Origin of the sequence: Pseudomonas germanica, from assembly GCF_019614655.1 — a bacterium.
Taxonomy (GTDB): domain Bacteria; phylum Pseudomonadota; class Gammaproteobacteria; order Pseudomonadales; family Pseudomonadaceae; genus Aquipseudomonas; species Aquipseudomonas neuropathica.
This window is the reverse complement of sequence record NZ_CP071586.1, coordinates 5,992,975-6,013,168: the sequence shown is the minus strand read 5'-3', so window position 1 is coordinate 6,013,168 and position 20,194 is coordinate 5,992,975. Positions and strand designations below refer to the sequence as shown.

Annotated in this window: 20 protein-coding genes; 15 read left to right on the top strand and 5 right to left on the bottom strand. The window is 58.4% G+C overall.

The genetic code is table 11. The annotated features are described in order from the left end of the window. Window positions 1-132 precede the first annotated feature (132 nt). Together J0G10_RS26655 and J0G10_RS26650 are read left to right on the top strand one after the other, a co-directional pair. Entirely contained in the window at window positions 133-2,571 is a 2,439-nt protein-coding gene (locus tag J0G10_RS26655; RefSeq protein ID WP_095125459.1) for a Lon protease family protein, read from the top strand. Between the two features lie 311 nt (window positions 2,572-2,882). Next, window positions 2,883-3,197: a PA4575 family protein gene (locus J0G10_RS26650; protein WP_007909799.1), complete on the top strand. Its 315-nt coding sequence runs from the start codon at window positions 2,883-2,885 to the stop codon at window positions 3,195-3,197. Between the two features lie 36 nt (window positions 3,198-3,233). Here the strand turns inward: J0G10_RS26650 and J0G10_RS26645 are convergent, their stop codons facing one another. After that, on the bottom strand, window positions 3,234-5,063 hold the full coding sequence (locus J0G10_RS26645) for a hypothetical protein (protein ID WP_220557018.1): 1,830 nt from the start codon (window positions 5,061-5,063) through the stop codon (window positions 3,234-3,236). A gap of 159 nt (window positions 5,064-5,222) precedes the next feature. On the opposite strand from J0G10_RS26645, the gene J0G10_RS26640 reads away from it, so the two are divergent. The 3 genes from J0G10_RS26640 (at window position 5,223) to J0G10_RS26630 (ending at window position 6,891) form a co-directional block, all read left to right on the top strand. After that, on the top strand, window positions 5,223-5,711 hold the full coding sequence (locus J0G10_RS26640) for a TIGR00645 family protein (protein ID WP_007909801.1): 489 nt from the start codon (window positions 5,223-5,225) through the stop codon (window positions 5,709-5,711). Between the two features lie 135 nt (window positions 5,712-5,846). Continuing rightward, window positions 5,847-6,152 carry a DUF6482 family protein gene (locus tag J0G10_RS26635; RefSeq protein ID WP_220557017.1) on the top strand — a complete coding sequence of 102 codons (306 nt, stop codon included), beginning with the start codon at window positions 5,847-5,849 and terminating at the stop codon, window positions 6,150-6,152. 121 nt (window positions 6,153-6,273) lie between these two features. Beyond that, a complete protein-coding gene (locus J0G10_RS26630; protein ID WP_008078561.1) occupies window positions 6,274-6,891 on the top strand; it encodes an FKBP-type peptidyl-prolyl cis-trans isomerase in 618 nt (205 codons plus the stop codon). Between the two features lie 146 nt (window positions 6,892-7,037). On the opposite strand, the gene J0G10_RS26625 is transcribed toward J0G10_RS26630, so the two are convergent. The 3 genes from J0G10_RS26625 to J0G10_RS26615 form a co-directional block, all read right to left on the bottom strand. Beyond that, window positions 7,038-7,295, bottom strand: coding sequence for a PA4570 family protein (locus J0G10_RS26625; protein WP_034153845.1), 258 nt, complete (start codon window positions 7,293-7,295; stop codon window positions 7,038-7,040). Between the two features lie 205 nt (window positions 7,296-7,500). Next, window positions 7,501-7,842, bottom strand: a complete 342-nt coding sequence (locus tag J0G10_RS26620) for a zinc ribbon domain-containing protein YjdM (RefSeq protein ID WP_016986200.1) — start codon at window positions 7,840-7,842, stop codon at window positions 7,501-7,503. A 146-nt stretch (window positions 7,843-7,988) separates the two neighbouring features. After that, window positions 7,989-8,957: a polyprenyl synthetase family protein gene (locus tag J0G10_RS26615; RefSeq protein ID WP_007950962.1), complete on the bottom strand. Its 969-nt coding sequence runs from the start codon at window positions 8,955-8,957 to the stop codon at window positions 7,989-7,991. 239 nt (window positions 8,958-9,196) lie between these two features. Between J0G10_RS26615 and rplU the strand changes: the two genes are divergently transcribed. The 5 genes from rplU (at window position 9,197) to J0G10_RS26590 (ending at window position 13,037) form a co-directional block, all read left to right on the top strand. Next, window positions 9,197-9,511: a 50S ribosomal protein L21 gene (rplU, locus tag J0G10_RS26610; protein ID WP_003176051.1), complete on the top strand. Its 315-nt coding sequence runs from the start codon at window positions 9,197-9,199 to the stop codon at window positions 9,509-9,511. 34 nt (window positions 9,512-9,545) lie between these two features. After that, window positions 9,546-9,803 (top strand): 50S ribosomal protein L27, encoded by a 258-nt coding sequence (rpmA, locus tag J0G10_RS26605; RefSeq protein WP_003176049.1) that lies wholly within the window; start codon window positions 9,546-9,548, stop codon window positions 9,801-9,803. A 193-nt stretch (window positions 9,804-9,996) separates the two neighbouring features. Next, entirely contained in the window at window positions 9,997-11,220 is a 1,224-nt protein-coding gene (cgtA, locus tag J0G10_RS26600) for an Obg family GTPase CgtA (RefSeq protein ID WP_016986202.1), read from the top strand. Between the two features lie 220 nt (window positions 11,221-11,440). Beyond that, window positions 11,441-12,559, top strand: a complete 1,119-nt coding sequence (gene proB, locus J0G10_RS26595) for a glutamate 5-kinase (protein WP_042561149.1) — start codon at window positions 11,441-11,443, stop codon at window positions 12,557-12,559. A 10-nt stretch (window positions 12,560-12,569) separates the two neighbouring features. Next, window positions 12,570-13,037 (top strand): CreA family protein, encoded by a 468-nt coding sequence (locus tag J0G10_RS26590; protein WP_007909822.1) that lies wholly within the window; start codon window positions 12,570-12,572, stop codon window positions 13,035-13,037. Between the two features lie 181 nt (window positions 13,038-13,218). On the opposite strand, the gene rpsT is transcribed toward J0G10_RS26590, so the two are convergent. Continuing rightward, a complete protein-coding gene (gene rpsT / locus J0G10_RS26585; RefSeq protein WP_003228351.1) occupies window positions 13,219-13,491 on the bottom strand; it encodes a 30S ribosomal protein S20 in 273 nt (90 codons plus the stop codon). A gap of 252 nt (window positions 13,492-13,743) precedes the next feature. Between rpsT and murJ the strand changes: the two genes are divergently transcribed. The 5 genes from murJ to fkpB all read left to right on the top strand — a co-directional run bounded on the left by murJ (window position 13,744) and on the right by fkpB (window position 20,145). Next, window positions 13,744-15,282, top strand: a complete 1,539-nt coding sequence (gene murJ, locus J0G10_RS26580) for a murein biosynthesis integral membrane protein MurJ (RefSeq protein WP_095048705.1) — start codon at window positions 13,744-13,746, stop codon at window positions 15,280-15,282. Window positions 15,283-15,411: 129 nt separating this feature from the next. Beyond that, a complete protein-coding gene (gene ribF, locus J0G10_RS26575; protein ID WP_174244482.1) occupies window positions 15,412-16,350 on the top strand; it encodes a bifunctional riboflavin kinase/FAD synthetase in 939 nt (312 codons plus the stop codon). A 13-nt stretch (window positions 16,351-16,363) separates the two neighbouring features. Continuing rightward, a complete protein-coding gene (gene ileS / locus J0G10_RS26570) occupies window positions 16,364-19,195 on the top strand; it encodes an isoleucine--tRNA ligase (protein ID WP_220557016.1) in 2,832 nt (943 codons plus the stop codon). Continuing rightward, entirely contained in the window at window positions 19,188-19,700 is a 513-nt protein-coding gene (gene lspA, locus J0G10_RS26565) for a signal peptidase II (RefSeq protein WP_095048703.1), read from the top strand. Before ileS ends, lspA begins: the two co-directional genes overlap by 8 nt. 7 nt (window positions 19,701-19,707) lie before the next feature. Beyond that, the gene (gene fkpB, locus J0G10_RS26560; RefSeq protein WP_169843368.1) at window positions 19,708-20,145 is read left to right on the top strand and encodes an FKBP-type peptidyl-prolyl cis-trans isomerase; all 438 of its coding nucleotides are present in this window, start codon (window positions 19,708-19,710) and stop codon (window positions 20,143-20,145) included. Window positions 20,146-20,194: the final 49 nt, after the last annotated feature.

Here is a 20,194-nt window from a genome sequence, read left to right as displayed (position 1 = left end):
ACCCCGATTTCAGGGGGCGGGCCGCTGGCATTGCCGGTTGTCTATGCTTTGTCATGTGGCGCGCCTTGCCAGTGGGGCACAGGCAGCGCCAGAATGCCGCTATCTGCCCCGCCTGATTGTTAAGGAAGCCCGATGCCTGATCCTGTTGCTGCCAGCTTGCGTCTCGCGCCCGAAGCGCTGACCCGTCCGTTTTCCGCTGAACAGTTCAGCTTCACTACCACCAATGATCTGGAGCCCTTTCGCGGTGTGCTCGGCCAGGAACGCGCGGTCGAAGCCTTGCAGTTCGGTGTGGCCATGCCACGCCCCGGTTACAACGTTTTCGTCATGGGCGAGCCCGGCACTGGCCGTTTCTCGTTCGTCAAACGCTACCTGAAGGCCGAAGGCAAACGCCTGCAGACCCCGGCGGACTGGGTCTACGTCAATAACTTCGATGAACCGCGCGAACCGCGCGCCCTGGAACTGCCTTCGGGCACTGCCGGTGCATTCATCGGTGATATCAACGGTTTGATCGACAACCTGCTGGCGACATTTCCAGCGGTGTTCGAACACCCGTCCTATCAGCAAAAGAAAAGCGCCATCGACCGCGCCTTCAACCAGCGCTACGACAAAGCCCTCGACATCATCGAGCGCCTGGCCCTGGAAAAAGACGTTGCTCTGTATCGCGACAGCAGCAACATCGCCTTCACGCCGATGCTCGACGGCAAAGCACTGGACGAAGCGGAATTTGCCCAGTTGCCGGAAGCCGATCGCGAGCGTTTTCACGATGACATTTCCGGCCTCGAAGAGCGCCTGAACGAAGAACTCGCCAGCCTGCCGCAGTGGAAGCGTGAGTCGAACAATCAACTGCGCTCGCTCAACGAAGAAACCATCACCCTGGCCTTGCAGCCGCTACTGTCGCCGTTGTCGGAGAAGTACGCGGAAAACGCTGCGGTGTGCGGTTACCTGCAAGCGATGCAGGTCTATCTGCTGAAAACCGTGGTCGAGCAACTGGTCGACGACAGCAAGACTGACGCCGTCGCACGCAAACTGCTGGAGGAGCAATACGCGCCAAGCCTGGTAGTCGGTCACCCAGTGAGCGGCGGTGCACCCGTAGTGTTCGAACCGCACCCGACTTACGAAAACCTCTTCGGTCGCATCGAATACACCACCGATCAGGGCGCGCTTTACACCACCTATCGTCAGCTGCGTCCGGGTGCCTTGCACCGCGCCAATGGCGGTTTCCTGATTCTTGAAGCAGAAAAAATGCTCAGCGAGCCGTTCGTATGGGACGCGCTGAAACGCGCACTGCAATCGCGCAAGCTGAAAATGGAATCGCCGCTGGGCGAGATGGGCCGTTTCGCCACCGTGACGCTCAACCCGCAGCACATTCCGTTGCAGGTCAAAGTCATCATCATCGGTGCGCGCTCGCTGTATTACACGCTGCAAGACCTCGATCCGGACTTCCAGGAGATGTTCCGCGTTCTCGTTGATTTCGACGAAGACATCCCGATGGTCGACGAGAGCCTGGAGCAATTTGCCCAGCTGCTGAAAACCCGTACTTCGGAAGAAGGCATGGCACCGCTGACCGCCGACGCGGTGGCGCGTCTGGCGACTTACAGCGCACGGCTGGCCGAGCATCAGGGGCGTTTGTCGGCGCGTATCGGCGATCTGTTCCAACTGGTCAGCGAAGCGGATTTCATCCGTCATCTGGCCGGCGATGAGATGACCGATGCCGGTCATATCGAACGTGCCCTGAAAGCCAAGGCCACGCGCACCGGGCGTGTGTCGGCGCGGATTCTTGACGACATGCTCGCCGGGATCATCCTGATCGACACCGATGGCGCCGCAGTCGGCAAGTGCAACGGTCTGACCGTGCTCGAAGTCGGCGACTCGGCGTTCGGTGTGCCGGCGCGGATTTCCGCCACGGTGTATCCGGGCGGCAGTGGCATCGTCGACATCGAGCGCGAGGTCAACCTCGGCCAGCCGATTCACTCCAAAGGCGTGATGATCCTCACCGGGTATCTGGGCAGCCGTTACGCTCAAGAATTCCCGCTGGCGATTTCCGCGAGCATCGCTTTGGAGCAATCCTACGGTTACGTTGATGGCGACAGTGCGTCGTTGGGCGAGGCGTGCACGCTGATTTCGGCGCTGTCGAAAACCCCGCTCAAGCAGTGCTTCGCGATCACCGGTTCGATCAACCAGTTCGGCGAAGTGCAAGCGGTGGGCGGGGTTAACGAGAAAATCGAAGGCTTCTTCCGTCTCTGCGAAGCACGCGGGCTGACCGGCGAGCAGGGCGCGATCATTCCTCAGGCCAACGTCGCCACGCTGATGCTCGATGAGAAAGTCCTGGCGGCGGTGCGTGCCGGGCAGTTCCACGTGTACGCGGTGCGTCAGGCCGACGAGGCGTTGAGTCTGTTGGTGGGCGAACCGGCCGGTGAACCGAATGCCGATGGCGAATTCCCCGAAGGCAGCATCAATGCACGGGTGGTGGAGCGCTTGCGTGATATCGCCGAGATGATCAGCGAAGAAGACCTCAAGGAAGCCGAGAAAGAGTTGGCCCAAGAAGCGCTGGCCGAAGCCAAACCGGCCTGAACCTAAACGCGGTCAAACTGTAGGAGTGAGCCTGCTCGCGATAGCGGAGTGTCAGTCGGCGAATAAGTTGCCTGGCACACCGTTATCGCGAGCAGGCTCACTCCTACATTGGTCTTTGTGGTGATCTTCGGGAAAATCGCCACAACTCTGACGCCAATATTCACACAATGACCATTCGGCGCCTTCTGGTCTCATTCGGCTTGCGCAGCGGACTTTTCTTCTATTCTCAGCTCAAGGATATCGACAGTATCACTGGATCGAGCCAGTCCTCCCGTGAGGGCTGAATACCGGCTTCACCGAGGGTCGCCGCCATGTCGCGCAACCTCTGTCTCACCCGTCAATGCCTGGGTCTGGTGACCCGTATCGAATGCGCCATCAAGCCGTTGGCCGGCGATAACGGCATGTGGACGCTGCTCTTCGCCGCCGGCATGGCCGGTGAACAACCTTCCGCCATCAAGGCCCAAGGCCCGTTTCATGGGCCGGTCGCCGCCGAATCGATACTCGACACCATCGTTGAAAGCCTGACCTTGCATGGCTACGAACTGGCCGACGATCCGCAGATCTGGAGTTTGCACCTGCAAGCTCAACTGCGGCAGATCAACGGTGGCCGTGGCCGCGCCCTGTAGGCGCTGCCGCAGGATGCGATCTTTTGATCTTGCTCTTCAATGGGCAGTCTCAGGCACCTGCGCCTTGTCGAGCTTGACCTCAAAGCCGTATTGCACAGTGGCGAGGTCGGTGCGCTGGTAGGTTTCTACGTGAGTCGGGCGGCCATAAAAATAGTGCACGCCGAACAGCGCCGGGCCTTCTGCGCTCGCATCGTGGCTGACAGAAAGAATCTGCTTGAGGTAGTTGCCGCTGTCGTCTTTGACGAAGAAACGCCATTCGTTGGGCGGAAACAATTTCAGGTCCACCACCAGCAGGTTGTTCTTGATCTCCAGACCTTTGGGCAAGGACTTGGCGTCGTATGCCTGCTTGGCCACAGTCGCGAGAAACAGCGGCATTGAGCCGACGGCGATCGCCGGGGTTTCCGGGAACAGGTTCAGGTCGTAAGTGATCGTCGCGCGCAGCGGATCGACCTGGTAAGCCTCGGGCGGCAGTTCGATCGGCTCATCAAGCTTGCCACTGCGCTTTTCAGTGAAGAACGTGACAGGACTGACCCCCGGGCTGAAGTCATCGCCGAGCAATTCATCGTTGAACGTACGGCGATGGGAAAACTCGATGCGCGCAGCGCTCGGTTCTTCCACGGATTGATGGACGCGGATGCCAGCCTTCAATTGGTCCTCGGTCAGGCTCGCGCCTTTGAGCCAGTTGGCTGCCAGATCGTCGTAGACCGTCACTGGCAGGTCCAGCGGCTGGATAGCCTTCTGCGTCGTGTGTTGACTGAACGTGCGAATCGGCAGATCCAGCGATTTGCGCGTCACCGTCGCCGAGGAGAAGTCGAGCACGCTGACTTCCAGAGTGTCGATCGGGCCATTGAAATAGACCTTGTTATAGCGACGCGGGTGCTTGTCCTCGAATGCCTGCTGCTCTTCGGTGAGTTGCTTTTCCAGCGCCTCGCTCCAGCCCTTCTGCTGTTGCAGGTAGGCCAGTTGTTTTTCATAGAAGGCCACTTGCTCCGGACTCTCGTTGATCGAGCCGGCGCGTATCAGGTATTGCCCGGTCTTGTCGCGGGCTTGGACGATCAGCGGATTGAGCTGCGTCTCTGCGACTTCCGCAGCCAATGGCAGGCTGTTGCTGAATTCGACTTCGGCGTAGTTGTTTTCGAGCTTCAGCAGTTTGACGCTGAGGTTGTCATTGCTGCGGGTCTGGCCGACGTCTTTTGGCGTCAGGTCGAAGCTGTACAAGCGGCGCGGTGCGATGACTTCGATCTGGCCTTGCAGGCTGACCGGTTGCGGCAGGGACTTCTTGTCCACGTCCAGTCCGTCAATGAACGGGTAGGTCACGGTCAGGTCATCGGGGTTGGTGACGTTGGAGCTGGAGGGGCTGAGCTGAATGCCCGGATCGGTTTCCGACCATTCCGGCTGATAGGCGATCACGCGTTTGTTGCTCAACGTCACCGACTGCCATTCCACACCGTGTGGAAACAAGAAACCGCCGGGAATGTTCAGGTTGAACGGGAACACCGGTTGCAGATCGGTGAGGTAATCGGAGCTGGCATCCTTGTGCAGCACGAACAGGCCGTTGATAAACGTATCGACCAGCGTCTGCGGGGCAGGGTAGTGCTTGAGCACGGCGAGCGCGTCTTCACCGTATTCGGTGCGCGGCGGATTGTCGTTGAGCTTGAGTTGCGCGCGTTCGAGCAGCAGCAGTGAGCCGCCGAGTTCGGTGATGGCGTCCTTGAGTTTGGTGTCGGTGATGGCGTCCAGTGACTGTTCGAACTTTGCCGTTTTTTCTTCAAGGCTGGTGGTGTGTTTTTCGTCGCCGGGCGAGCAACCGCTGATCAACAGAGCAAGGCAAATTCCGGCCGTCGTTATCGGTAATCGCACATCCATTTCCACACGTCCTGTCTGCAGTCACTGGGCTGTCAATGGTTTCGACACTAGCAGAAAAAAATCATCCGCACGCGCAGGTGGCGGATTTTCGGGCAGTTTCTGGCTGTCACAGGGGGCTGGTATACTCGCCGCCATTTCCACCCCCTTGTGTGAGATTCAATGGAACGCTTTATCGAAAATGCAATGTACGCCTCGCGCTGGCTGCTGGCGCCAATCTATATCGGGCTTTCGCTCGGGTTGCTGGCGCTGGCACTGAAATTTTTCCAGGAAGTGTTCCACATCCTGCCCAACGTTTTTTCGATGGCCGAGTCGGAACTGATTCTGGTGCTGCTGTCGTTGATCGACATGGCACTGGTCGGCGGTCTGCTGGTGATGGTGATGATTTCCGGCTACGAGAACTTCGTCTCTGAACTGAACATCGACGAAGGCAAGGAAAAGCTCAGCTGGCTCGGCACCATGGACTCTTCGTCGTTGAAGATGAAAGTGGCGGCTTCGATCGTGGCGATTTCCTCCATCCACTTGCTGCGCATCTTCATGGACGCCAAGAACGTCGATCCCGAGCACTTGATGTGGTACGTGATCATCCACATGACCTTCGTCGTTTCGGCGTTCGCCATGGGTTACCTGGACAAAGTCACCAAGCACTGATCAACCGTTGATCGCTGCAAAAACACCGCCCGTCTGTTGCGAAACAGACGGGCGGTGTCGTTTGTGGCTTGTGCTTTGTTGCGCGCGAGCATATCCCTGTAGAGATCCTGATTCGCCACTGTGTGAGGTGCTTTCATGAACCTGCAAGAGCTGAACGCGTTTGCCATCGCCAGGAAGGTCGATGAGTTGAACCTGATCTCCATGGAAGGCGGGATTTATCTGCTCGAAGCACGCATGCATGGCGCGGCGTATCCGTTGAGTGATCTCAAAGGCAACATGCTGACACTGCGTTCGGTGGAGCATGCGCGGGATCTGCTGCATGCGTTTCCGGTGCTGCCTTTCAATCTTGTACACACCTCGGTGCATGACGAAATGTGCGGCCTGGCCGGTAGTATCGATGAAAGCCTGAAGGTGCCGCTCGTCTGGCGCTCAGCCCTGTAGGCGTTGCGCGCCATCGCCGGGCATCTGTGCTAGTCTGCTCGCCCTTTTGGTTCCGGGCGCGCCGGGACGCGCTGTGCACGCACGGCAAGTCTTGTGGCCGTCCGCACAGCGGAGCAGTGTCATGTCCGAAGTAAATCTGTCCACCGACGAAACCCGCGTCAGCTACGGCATCGGCCGTCAGCTGGGTGACCAGCTGCGCGACAACCCGCCACCGGGCGTTAGCCTGGACGCCATCCTGGCCGGTCTGACCGACGCTTTCGCCGGCAAGGAAAGCCGTGTTGGCCAGGAAGAAATGTCCGCCAGCTTCAAGGTTATCCGCGAAATCATGCAAGCCGAAGCCGCTGCCAAAGCTGAAGCCGCTGCTGGCGAAGGCCTGGCCTTCCTGGCTGAAAACGCCAAGCGTGACGGCATCACTACCCTGGCTTCCGGCCTGCAATTCGAAGTGCTGACTCAGGGCGAAGGCGCCAAGCCGACCCGTGAAGATCAAGTACGTACTCACTACCACGGCACCCTGATCGACGGCACTGTGTTCGACAGCTCCTACGAGCGCGGCCAGCCTGCAGAATTCCCGGTTGGCGGCGTGATCGCTGGCTGGACCGAAGCCCTGCAACTGATGAATGCCGGCAGCAAATGGCGTCTGTACGTGCCGAGCGAACTGGCTTACGGCGCTCAAGGCGTTGGCAGCATCCCGCCGCACAGCGTTCTGGTATTCGACGTCGAGCTGCTGGACGTTCTGTAAGACCGGGCCTGCCTTGATGGCGGGCTAATGTAGGAGTGAGCCTGCTCCGGGCGGCGATCCGACGATGGCGTCCTTTCAGTCAGCAAATCTGTTGCCTGATACAACGATTTCGCGAGCAGGCTCACTCCTACAGTTTTTACCGCGTTTCATAGTTCTATCTTGTGATGCAGTTCACTGGTCGGGCGCAAGGCCCGGGCATAGCAGAACAGGAACAGATTGCGCACCAGCTCCTTGAGCACCAACGGCTCGCTGGAATTGAGACTGCTGACGTCCAGATCCCCTTGATCCTGCAGTTCATGCAAGGCTTCTTCTTCAAGCACCGCACAGACTTCACCGGTTTCCCGATGGAGGATTCTGAGGTAAGGGTGTGGGCGATCCAGCCACGCGTCGATCAAATAAGTCATGGTTCTCATCTCCTTGAAGGGTTTCAATGAGAATAATTCTTATTCGTCAAATAGCAAGCGTCTATTGGCGGATTCTGAAATTTTCCGGGTAAAGATTGCGTAAGGTCAAAACGGCTGGCGTTTGGCTATTGCGCGGTTTTGCTGGGGCGGAGCGGGGAGGGCGAAGCTCCATCCCACGGCTGGCGCGGGATGGATGACAAGCGATTCAGACCTTTCTGACGAACTCGGATTTGAGTTTCATCGGGCCGATACCGTCGATCTTGCAGTCGATGTCGTGGTCGCCATCGCACAGACGGATGTTCTTGACCTTGGTGCCGACCTTGACCACCAGCGAAGTGCCCTTGACCTTCAGATCCTTGATCACGGTGATGGTGTCGCCGTCCTGCAGGACGTTGCCGACCGAGTCTTTCTTCACGGCATCATCAGACGCCACTTCGGCTTCGCCGCTGGCGGACCACTCGTGGGCGCACTCCGGGCACACCAGTTGGGTTCCGTCTTCGTAGGTGTATTCGGAATTGCATTTCGGGCAGGGTGGCAACGTGCTCACTAAGGCTCCTTGGGTGTGGATCGCTAAAAGTCGCACATTGTATAGGGTTTTAGTTTTTCAGGCAGTCAAATGCAAAAGATCGCAGCATCGACAACCCCTGTAGGAGCTGCCGAAGGCTGCGATCTCTTGATTTTGCTTCAGCGGTATCAGTGCGTACGGGCGACCGCAAACTCGCTCAGTTCAACCAGCGCATCGCGGTATTCGCTGGCTGGCAGTGCATCGAGGCACTTGATCGCGCGGGCCACGTAATCACGGGCCAGTTGCGCGGTGTATTCCAGCGAACCAGAAGCTTCCACAGCAATGCGGATGCTTTCCAGATCTTCGATCCCGCCTTTCTGGATCGCCTGACGCACCAGTGCAGCCTGTTCCGGCGTGCCTTCGCGCATGGTGTAGATCAGCGGCAGGGTCGGTTTGCCTTCGGCCAGATCGTCACCGACGTTCTTGCCCAGGGTCTCGGCGTCGCCCTTGTAGTCGAGCAGGTCGTCGACCAGTTGGAACGCCACACCGAGGTGGTCGCCGAAGGTGCGCAAGGCTTCGCTCTGCTCAGCGGTAGCACCGGCCAATGCAGCGGCGCTGTGGGTCGAAGCTTCGAAGAGCATCGCGGTCTTGCCGCGGATGACTTCCATATAGGTTTCTTCGGTGGTGCTGGCGTCGCGCACCTTGGACAGTTGCAGTACTTCGCCTTCAGCGATGATGCGCGTGGCCTGGGACAGGATCTTCATCACCGGCATCGAGCCCAGTTCGACCATCATTTCAAACGAGCGCGAGTACAGGAAATCGCCGACCAGCACGCTCGGGGCGTTGCCCCACATGGCGTTGGCGGTCGAACGGCCACGGCGCATGCCGGACATGTCGACCACGTCGTCATGCAGCAGGGTGGCGGTGTGCAGGAATTCGATGGTGGCGGCCAGCAGGCGCATGTCGTCGCCTTCGCGACCCAGGGCCTTGCCACACAGCAACACTAATAAAGGACGCAGACGTTTGCCGCCGGCCGAGGTAATGTAATCGCCGATTTTCGATACCAGCGGTACTCGGGAAGTCAGCTGCTTCTTGATGATGCCGTCGACGGCGCTAAAATCGTCCGCCACCGCGCGGTAGAAAGCTTGGGGTTGCATCAGCGAGAGTCGCTCCAGAAGGGTTGCGCGGCATGCTAGGACCCCCATCCAGACCTGTCAAGGCGCGATAGACGGCTACTTGCAAGCCTGCGGCACCTTGCGTACAATCGCGCACCCTGAACTTCCTGGGCAGCACCTGCCTTACGCAATTGCAACGGGCCTTCCAGCCTTATGCAGCCATGCCAGCCAATACCTCTTCTTATAAAGAGCTGGGTGAGCAGGATTATCGGAGAAATACCATGTCTTATGCAGTAATCGTTACTGGCGGCAAGCAGTACAAAGTCGCCCCGGGTGAATACCTGAAGATCGAAAAACTGGAAATCGCTACCGGCGAATCCGTTACCTTTGATCGCGTTCTGTTGGTTGCCAATGGCGACGACGTGAATATCGGCGCTCCAGTTGTTGCTGGCGCTACCGTTGTGGCTGAAGTGATCTCCCAAGGTCGTCACGATAAAGTCCGCATCATCAAGTTCCGTCGCCGTAAGCACCACATGAAGCGTATGGGCCACCGCCAGTGGTACACCGAGATCAAAATCACCGGTATTCAGGCTTAATTTCAGCCTAATTCCTCACTAGGAGAATTGACTCATGGCACACAAAAAAGCTGGTGGTAGTACCCGTAACGGTCGCGACTCAGAAGCCAAACGCCTTGGCGTTAAGATGTATGGCGGCCAGAAAATCATTCCGGGCAACATCATCGTGCGTCAGCGCGGCACCCAATTCCACGCTGGCTACGGCGTTGGCATGGGTAAGGATCACACCCTCTTCGCGAAAATCGAAGGCGTGATCAAGTTTGAAGTAAAAGGCGCGTTCAACCGCCGTTACGTGAGCGTTGTCGCAGCTTAATTGCGCGATCGCTGGAAAAGCCCTGTCTCGCGACGGGGCTTTTTCGTTTGTGGGGTGAGTCTCTTGCAAAACTGTTTGTATGGGCTGTCGGCGTGCGATGCAGGTCGTGTTTTGGGGTCGCTGCGCTCATTTTTGCAAGAGTCTTATGTCTTGATTGTTTTTCGGCTCGTCCGTACGGCGAGAGGCGTTGGTTATGAAGTTTGTTGATGAAGTATCGATTCGCGTAAAGGCTGGTGACGGCGGCAATGGCGCCATGAGTTTCCGTCGGGAAAAATTCATCGAAAACGGTGGCCCGAACGGCGGTGATGGCGGTGATGGCGGTTCCATCTACATGATGGCTGACGAAAACCTCAACACCCTGGTCGACTACCGTTACACCCGGCACTTCGATGCTGAGCGTGGCTCCAATGGCGGCAGCACTGACTGCACCGGCAAGAAGGGCGAAGACCTGATCCTGCGCGTGCCGGTCGGCACTACGGTGATCGACTCTGCTACTCAGGAAGTGATTGGTGACCTGACCAAGGCTGGCCAGAAACTGATGGTAGTGCAGGGTGGTTGGCACGGTCTGGGTAACACCCGTTTCAAATCCAGTACCAACCGGGCGCCGCGTCAGACCACGCCGGGTAAGCCGGGTGAGCAGCGCGACCTGAAACTGGAAATGAAAGTACTGGCTGACGTCGGTCTGCTGGGCTTGCCGAACGCCGGTAAAAGTACCTTTATCCGTTCCGTTTCTGCGGCCAAGCCGAAAGTCGCCGACTACCCGTTCACCACGCTGGTGCCGAACCTCGGTGTGGTCAGCGTCGATCGCTGGAAGAGCTTCGTCATTGCCGACATTCCGGGTCTGATCGAAGGCGCTTCCGACGGTGCTGGCCTGGGCATTCGCTTCCTCAAGCACTTGGCGCGTACGCGTCTGTTGCTGCACCTCGTCGATATGGCGCCGCTTGATGATTCCAGCGCGCCGGATGCCGCTGAAGTGATCGTCAACGAACTGATCAAGTTCAGTCCGTCCCTGGCCGAGCGTGATCGCTGGCTGGTGCTGAACAAGTGCGACCAGATCCTTGAAGAAGAGCACGATGAGCGCGTCAAGGAAATCGTTGATCGCCTGGAGTGGACTGGCCCGGTCTACGTGATCTCGGCGATCGCCAAGATCGGTACCGAGCGTCTGTGCCACGACATCATGCGTTACATGGAAGATCGCGCCGATCGCTTGGCCAATGACCCGGCTTACAAGGAAGAGCTGGCCGACCTCGATCAGCGCATCGAAGACGAAGCCCGTGCGCAGCTGCAGGCGCTGGATGACAAGCGTGCCCTGCGTCGCAGCGGCGTGAAGTCGGTCCATGACATCGGCGACGATGATTGGGACGAAGAAGATGTGGATGACGAAGACGGTCCGGAAATCATTTACGTGCGTGACTGATTCGTTGGGTAGGCGCTGCCGCAGGCTGCGATCTTTTGACCTTTAGAAGATCGCTGGTGTGTGCTGAGTCTTCATCTCAGGGCGGTGTTATCATCGCTGCAAGCCGTTTTTCTAAGGCGCCGCTCAATCGAGCGGCGTTTTAGTATCTGGAAATCGCAAGTCACAAATAACGTCATGGGCGGCGCTGGGTCGCGTTGCCCTCAAGCTAAGGTTGAAGATGATGCGGAGCAAGGTGACAGGTGCGCAGCGTTGGGTCGTGAAGATCGGCAGCGCTTTGCTGACAGCTGATGGCAAAGGGCTGGATCGCGCGGCAATGAGTGTCTGGGTGGAGCAGATGGTGGCCTTGCATGAGGCTGGCGTCGAGTTGGTGCTGGTGTCCTCCGGGGCGGTAGCGGCCGGCATGAGCCGTTTGGGCTGGACCGCACGACCCAGTGCGATGCATGAGCTCCAGGCGGCTGCGGCAATTGGTCAGATGGGCTTGGTGCAGGCGTGGGAATCGAGCTTCGCCGAGCATGGCCGGCACACTGCGCAGATTCTGCTGACGCATGACGATTTGTCCGACCGCAAGCGCTACCTCAACGCCCGCAGCACTTTGCGCGCATTGGTCGAGCTGAAAGTCATCCCGGTGATCAACGAAAACGACACCGTGGTCACCGACGAAATCCGTTTCGGCGACAACGACACGCTCGCGGCGCTGGTGGCCAACCTGGTCGAGGCGGATCTGCTGGTGATCCTGACCGACCGCGATGGCATGTTTGACGCCGATCCGCGCAACAATCCCGAGGCGCAGCTGATTTACGAAGCGCGCGCTGATGATCCGAGTCTCGATGCGGTAGCGGGCGGCACGGGTGGTGCGCTGGGGCGTGGCGGTATGCAGACCAAGTTGCGAGCGGCGCGACTGGCTGCGCGTTCCGGTGCGCACACCATCATTGTTGGTGGGCGTCTTGAGCGTGTGCTTGATCGCCTGAAGGCGGGTGAGCGTATCGGTACGTTGCTGTCGCCTGAGCGCGGCATGCTCGCGGCACGCAAGCAATGGCTGGCCGGGCATCTGCAGACTCGCGGCACGTTGGTGCTGGATGATGGTGCGGTGTCGGCGCTGTCACAGGGCAATAAAAGTTTGCTGCCGGTAGGTGTGAAGTTGGTGCAGGGCAGTTTCCGTCGCGGTGAAATGGTCGTCTGCGTGGCGCCCGATGGTCGTGAGATTGCCCGAGGCCTGGCTAACTACAGCGCGCTGGAAGCACAAAAAATTATCGGTCAGTCGTCGGATGCGATTGTCGGTTTGCTCGGTTACATGGCGGAGCCTGAACTGGTTCACCGTGACAACCTGATTCTGGTCTAAGGAAAATTCGATGCGTTTAGCGAAAGGATTGTTGGGCTTGCTGATGGCGATGCCATTGCTGGCCTCGGCCGAGGAAATCGGTCAGGTGTCGACGGTGTTCAAGTTTGTCGGTCCGAACGACCGCATTGTGGTCGAGGCTTTCGATGATCCGAAAGTTGAGGGGGTGACCTGCTACCTGTCGCGCGCCAAGACGGGCGGTGTGAAGGGTGGCCTGGGTCTGGCTGAAGATCGCGCAGAAGCGTCGATCGCTTGCCGTCAGGTCGGCCCGATCAAGTTCAAGGGTGATCTGAAGGATGGCGATGAGGTGTTCAAGGAGCGGACTTCGCTGGTATTCAAGACCATGCAGGTGGTGCGATTCCTGGACAAGAAGCGCAATACGCTGGTGTATCTGGTCTACAGCGATCGCTTGATCGAAGGCAGTCCGCAGAATGCCGTGACCGCGATCCCGATCCTGCCGTGGGTACCCGTCCAGCAATAACACCGCAAATCCAACTGTAGGAGTGAGCCTGCGTCAGATATGTATTTGCTGACTGACACACTGCCATCGTCGGAACGCCGCCCGGAGCAGGCTCACTCCTACATTTTTTTGCGCTGTATTTGCTAAATCACAGGCAATAAAAAACCGACCCTAAGGTCGGTTTTTTAATGACTACGTCGGATTAAGCAGCTTCTTTCAGCGCTTTGACGTGGCCATTCAGGCGGCTCTTATGGCGAGCAGCCTTGTTCTTGTGGATGATGCCTTTATCGGCCATACGGTCGATAACTGGCACAGCCAGAACGTATGCAGCTTGAGCTTTTTCAGCGTCTTTTGCGTCGATGGCTTTAACTACATTCTTGATGTAGGTGCGAACCATGGAACGCAGGCTGGCGTTGTGGCTGCGACGCTTCTCAGCCTGTTTTGCACGTTTTTTGGCGGAAGGTGAGTTGGCCACCGTCGAGCTCCTCGAAAGACTTTTTAGGAAATAGCAAACAAAATAGGCCGCGAATCATGCCGATGAGTTGAAGTCTTGTCAAGGGCACTTGAAACGTTCCGCTAAGTGGTAGGTATAAAGAGGCGGGATATTTATTTCCGGCGCTTGACCTGTAAACTCGCGAGCTTTGGCTCTGTGCTGCTGCGGCGCGGAGTATCGCACAAGTAGGCGCTTTGTTCGCCTGCTGTTTATCGACAGGCACAAATTCCCTCAATGAATCTGCTCAAATCGTTGGCCGCCGTCAGCTCTATCACGATGCTTTCCCGGATTCTGGGCTTTGTTCGTGACACGCTGATTGCTCGTACTTTCGGCGCCGGGATGGCGACGGATGCCTTCTTTATTGCCTTCAAACTGCCCAATCTGCTGCGGCGTATCTTCGCTGAAGGCGCGTTCTCTCAGGCATTCGTGCCGATTCTCGCTGAATACAAGAGCCAGAAGGGTGAAGAGGCGACCCGAACCTTTATTGCCTATGTGTCGGGTCTGCTGACGCTGGTATTGGCGGTAGTGACGGCGCTGGGCATGATCGCTGCGCCTTGGGTGATCTGGGCGACGGCCCCGGGTTTTACCGATACGCCGGAAAAATTCCAGCTCACCTCCGATCTGTTGCGGGTGACGTTCCCCTATATATTGCTGATCTCCCTGTCCTCACTGGCGGGCGCGATTCTCAATACCTGGAACCGTTTCTCGGTGCCGGCCTTTGTGCCGACGTTGCTCAACGTCAGCATGATCGTGTTTTCGCTGTTCCTCACGCCGTACTTCGATCCGCCGGTGATGGCGCTGGGCTGGGCGGTACTGGTCGGTGGACTGGCGCAGTTGCTCTATCAGCTGCCGCACCTGAAAAAGATCGGCATGCTGGTGCTGCCGCGCCTGAACCTGCGCGATACCGGCGTCTGGCGCGTAATGAAGCAGATGCTGCCGGCGATTCTCGGCGTGTCGGTCAGCCAGATCTCGCTGATCATCAACACCATCTTCGCCTCGTTTCTGGTCGCAGGCTCGGTGTCGTGGATGTATTACGCCGATCGCTTGATGGAGCTGCCTTCGGGTGTGCTTGGCGTGGCATTGGGCACGATTCTGCTGCCGACGCTGGCGAAAACTTACGCGAGCAAAGATCGCCATGAGTACTCGCGAATCCTCGATTGGGGCCTGCGCCTGTGCTTTGTGCTGGTGCTGCCCTGTGCGCTGGCGTTGGGGATTCTCGCCGAGCCGCTGACTGTTTCGCTATTCCAGTACGGTCAGTTCAGTGGCTTCGACGCTGAAATGACTCAGCGCGCATTGATTGCTTACTCTGTCGGTCTGCTCGGGATTATTGTGATCAAAGTGTTGGCTCCGGGCTTTTATGCGCAACAGAACATCCGTACACCGGTAAAAATCGCAATCTTTACCCTGGTGGTCACTCAGCTGTTCAACCTGGTGCTGATTGGCCCGTTAGCGCACGCGGGGCTGGCACTGGCGATCAGTGCCGGTGCCTGTCTCAACGCCGGACTGCTGTTCTATCAACTGCGTAAACAGCAGATGTATCAGCCGCAGCCGGGTTGGGCCAAGTTTGGTTTCAAACTGGTGATCGCGGTGGCGGTAATGTCGGCAGTGTTGCTGCTTGGCATGCATTTCATGCCGGCGTGGGATCAAGGGCACATGCTTGAGCGCTTCCTGCGTCTGGGCGCATTGGTTGCGGCGGGCGTGGTGTCCTATTTCGGTATGTTGCTGTTGCTCGGTTTCCGCTTGCGTGATTTCAATCGCAAGGCCTTGAGCTGAGGTTTTACCCTTTATAAACAGGCGCGGGCCGGCAGTTTTGTCGGCTCGTTCACTTTGCGTTACGGTGTTGCCTGTCGTCGACCGTCGGGTGTGGTTATAATCGACCACTTTATGAGCAAGAAGCGCGTTATGCAGCTGGTTCGAGGCCTCCACAACTTGCGCCCCCAGCATCGGGGCTGCGTCGCCACTATTGGCAACTTTGACGGTGTTCACCGTGGTCACCAGGCTATCCTGGCCCGACTGCGTGAGCGTGCGCTCGAGTTGGGCGTACCCAGCTGCGTGGTGATTTTCGAGCCGCAGCCACGGGAATTCTTTGCCCCCGAGACCGCGCCGGCGCGTCTGGCCCGCTTGCGCGACAAGCTGCAATTGCTGGCTGCCGAAGGCGTCGACCGGGTGTTGTGCCTGGCGTTCAACCAGCGCTTGAGCAAGCTCAGCGCCAGTGAGTTCGTCGACACCATCCTCGTTGATGGTCTCGGCGTGCAGCATCTGGAAGTCGGTGACGATTTCCGTTTCGGTTGCGACCGCCTCGGCGATTTCGACTTCCTGCTGCAGGCCGGGCAGATGCACGGTTTTACCGTCGAAGCCGCGCAAACCGTCGAACTGGATGGCATTCGCGTCAGCAGTACGCAGGTGCGTAATGCATTGGCTGCCGCCGATTTTGCCTTGGCCGAACGTTTGCTCGGTCGCCCGTACCGCATTGCCGGTCGCGTGCTGCACGGCCAGAAACTGGCCCGGCAACTGGGTACGCCCACTGCCAACATTCAACTCAAACGTCGTCGCGTGCCGTTCACAGGTGTGTATCTGGTGAATGTCGATATCGACGGCAAGACCTGGCCCGGTGTCGCTAATATCGGCGTACGGCCCACGGTACAAGGTGATGGCAAGGCCCACCTTGAAGTCCATCTTCTAGATTTTGCCGGCGATCTGTATGACCGGCGTTTGACGGTGGTTTTCCACCAAAAGCTGCGTGAAGAGCAGCGCTTCGCCTCCCTGGAGGCATTGAAAACGGCGATCAATGCGGATGTCGCCACCGCCCGTGCACTAGCCGCACCTAGCGCCCATCGCTAATGAAGAGCCTTAAATGACCGACTATAAAGCCACGCTTAACCTTCCGGACACCGCCTTCCCAATGAAGGCCGGCCTGCCACAGCGCGAACCGCAGATCCTGCAGCGCTGGGACAGTATTGGCCTGTACGGAAAGTTGCGCGAGATTGGCAAGGATCGTCCGAAGTTCGTTCTGCACGACGGTCCTCCGTATGCCAACGGCACGATCCACATCGGTCACGCACTGAACAAGATTCTCAAGGACATGATCATCCGCTCGAAGACCCTGTCGGGCTTCGACGCGCCGTACGTTCCGGGTTGGGACTGCCACGGCCTGCCGATCGAGCACAAGGTTGAAGTGACCCACGGCAAAAATCTGGGCGCGGACAAGACCCGCGAGCTGTGCCGTGCCTACGCCACCGAGCAAATCGAAGGGCAGAAGTCCGAATTCATCCGTCTCGGCGTGCTGGGCGATTGGTCCAACCCGTACAAGACCATGGATTTCAAGAACGAGGCCGGTGAAATCCGCGCCCTCGCCGAAATCGTCAAGGGCGGTTTCGTGTTCAAGGGCCTCAAGCCTGTGAACTGGTGCTTCGACTGCGGCTCGGCCCTGGCTGAAGCGGAAGTCGAGTACGAGAACAAAAAGTCATCGACCATCGACGTAGCATTCCCGATCGCCGACGAAGCCCAACTGGCTGCTGCGTTCGGTCTGCCGTCGTTGAGCAAACCTGCCTCGATCGTGATCTGGACCACCACCCCGTGGACCATCCCGGCCAACCAGGCGCTGAACGTTCACCCGGAATTCAACTACGCCCTGGTCGACATCGGCGACAAGCTGCTGGTACTGGCTGAAGAGCTGGTCGAAGCCTGCCTGACGCGCTATGGCGTCGAAGGCTCGGTCATCGCGACCACCACCGGTAAACAGCTGGAACTGATCAACTTCCGTCATCCGTTCTATGATCGTCTGTCGCCGGTGTATCTGGCTGACTACGTCGAACTGGGTGCTGGCACCGGCGTGGTTCACTCCGCTCCGGCCTACGGCGTGGATGACTTCGTGACCTGCAAGAAGTACGGCATGGTTAACGACGACATCCTTAATCCAGTGCAGAGCAACGGCGTGTACGTGCCGTCGCTGGAATTCTTCGGCGGCCAGTTCATCTGGAAGGCCAACCCGGCGATCGTCGACAAACTGACCGAAGTCGGTGGGCTGCTGCACACCACCGTCATCGAACACAGCTACATGCACTGCTGGCGCCACAAGACCCCGCTGATCTACCGCGCCACCGCGCAGTGGTTCATCGGCATGGACAAAGAGCCAACCAGCGGTGACACCCTGCGTGTGCGTTCGCTCAAAGCCATCGAAGACACCAAATTCGTTCCGGCCTGGGGCCAGGCGCGTCTGCACTCGATGATCGCCAACCGTCCGGACTGGTGCATCTCGCGTCAGCGCAACTGGGGCGTGCCGATCCCGTTCTTCCTCAACAAGGAAAGCGGCGAACTGCACCCACGCACCGTCGAGCTGATGGAAGAAGTGGCCAAGCGCGTTGAAGTCGAAGGTATCGAAGCCTGGTTCAAGATGGACGCTGCCGAGTTGCTCGGCGACGAAGCGCCGCTGTACGACAAGATCAGCGACACCCTCGACGTCTGGTTCGACTCGGGCACCACGCACTGGCACGTCCTGCGCGGTTCGCACCCGATGGGTCACGAAACCGGCCCGCGTGCCGATCTGTACCTGGAAGGTTCCGACCAACACCGTGGCTGGTTCCACTCGTCGCTGCTGACCGGCTGCGCCATCGACAATCACGCGCCGTACCGCGAACTGCTGACCCACGGTTTCACCGTCGACGAAGCCGGTCGCAAGATGTCCAAGTCGCTGGGCAACGTGATCGCGCCGCAGAAAGTCAACGATACTCTGGGCGCCGACATCATGCGTCTGTGGGTTGCTTCGACTGACTACTCCGGTGAAATGGCGGTTTCCGATCAGATCCTGCAACGCAGTGCGGACGCTTATCGTCGTATCCGAAACACCGCGCGTTTCCTGCTTTCGAACCTGAGCGGTTTCAACCCGGCTACCGACATCCTGCCGGCCGAAGAAATGCTCGCGCTGGATCGTTGGGCGGTCGACCGCACCTTGCTGCTGCAACGCGAGCTGCAAGAGCATTACGGTGAATACCGTTTCTGGAACGTCTATTCGAAGATCCACAACTTCTGCGTGCAGGAGCTGGGCGGTTTCTACCTCGACATCATCAAGGACCGTCAGTACACCACTGGCGCCAACAGCAAGGCCCGCCGTTCGGCGCAAACCGCGCTGTTCCACATCTCCGAAGCGCTGGTGCGTTGGATCGCGCCGATCCTCGCCTTCACCGCTGACGAGTTGTGGGAATACCTGCCGGGCGAGCGTAACGAATCGGTGATGCTCAACACCTGGTACGAAGGTCTGACCGAACTGCCGGCCGACGTTGAACTGGGCCGCGACTACTGGGAGCGCGTAATGGCGGTCAAAGTAGCGGTCAACAAAGAAATGGAAATCCAGCGCGCAGCGAAAGCTGTCGGTGGCAACCTGCAAGCCGAAGTGACGCTGTACGCCGAAGACGCGCTGAGCGCCGACCTGGCCAAGCTGAGCAACGAACTGCGCTTTGTCTTGATCACCTCGACGGCCAGCGTTGCACCGTTTGTACAGGCTCCGGCCGACGCGGTAGTGACTGAAGTCAGCGGCCTGAAGCTGAAGATCGTCAAATCGGCCTTCCCGAAATGCGCCCGTTGCTGGCACTGCCGTGAAGACGTCGGTGTGAACCCGGAGCATCCGGAAATCTGCGGTCGTTGCGTCGACAACATCAGCGGCGCTGGCGAGGTTCGTCACTATGCCTAATGCCGTTGGCCGTTTTGGACGGTTGAGCTGGCTGTGGTTGAGTTTGCTGGTTCTGGTCATCGACCAGGCCAGCAAGTTCTACTTCGAAGGCAGGCTCGAAATGTTCCAGCAGATCGTGATCATTCCCGATTACTTCAGCTGGACCCTGGCTTACAACACCGGCGCGGCGTTCAGCTTCCTGGCGGACAGCTCCGGCTGGCAGCGCTGGCTGTTCGCCCTGATCGCGATTGTGGTCAGTGCGGTGCTGGTGGTCTGGCTCAAGCGCCTGGGCCGCAACGAAACCTGGCTGGCCGTCGCTTTGGCGCTGGTGCTAGGTGGTGCGCTGGGCAATCTGTATGACCGCATTGCCTTGGGCCATGTGATCGATTTCATTCTGGTGCACTGGCAGAACCGCTGGTACTTCCCGGCGTTCAACTTCGCTGACAGCGCGATTACCGTTGGCGCGGTGATGTTGGCACTGGATATGTTCAAAAGTAAAAAGACCGGAGAAGCCGTTCATGACTGAACAGGTATTGGCTGAGCAACGCATCGGCCAGAACACGGAAGTCACTTTGCACTTTGCATTGCGCCTGGAGAACGGCGACACCGTCGACAGTACGTTCGACAAAGCCCCGGCGACCTTCAAGGTCGGCGACGGCAACCTGCTGCCGGGTTTCGAAGCGGCGCTGTTCGGCTTCAAGGCTGGCGACAAGCGTACGCTGACCGTCGAGCCGGAAAACGCCTTCGGCCAGCCGAACCCGCAGAACGTACAGATCATTCCGCGTTCGCAGTTCGTCGATATGGAGTTGTCACCGGGTTTGCTGGTGATCTTCAATGACGCGGCCAATACTGAGCTGCCGGGTGTGGTGAAAGAGTTCGATGACGCGCAAGTGACCATCGACTTCAACCATCCGCTGGCGGGCAAGACGCTGACCTTTGACGTGGAAATCATCAACGTTAAAGCGCTGTAAAAATGTGGGAGCGAGCAAGCTCGCTCCCACCCAGTTGGTTATTCATTGT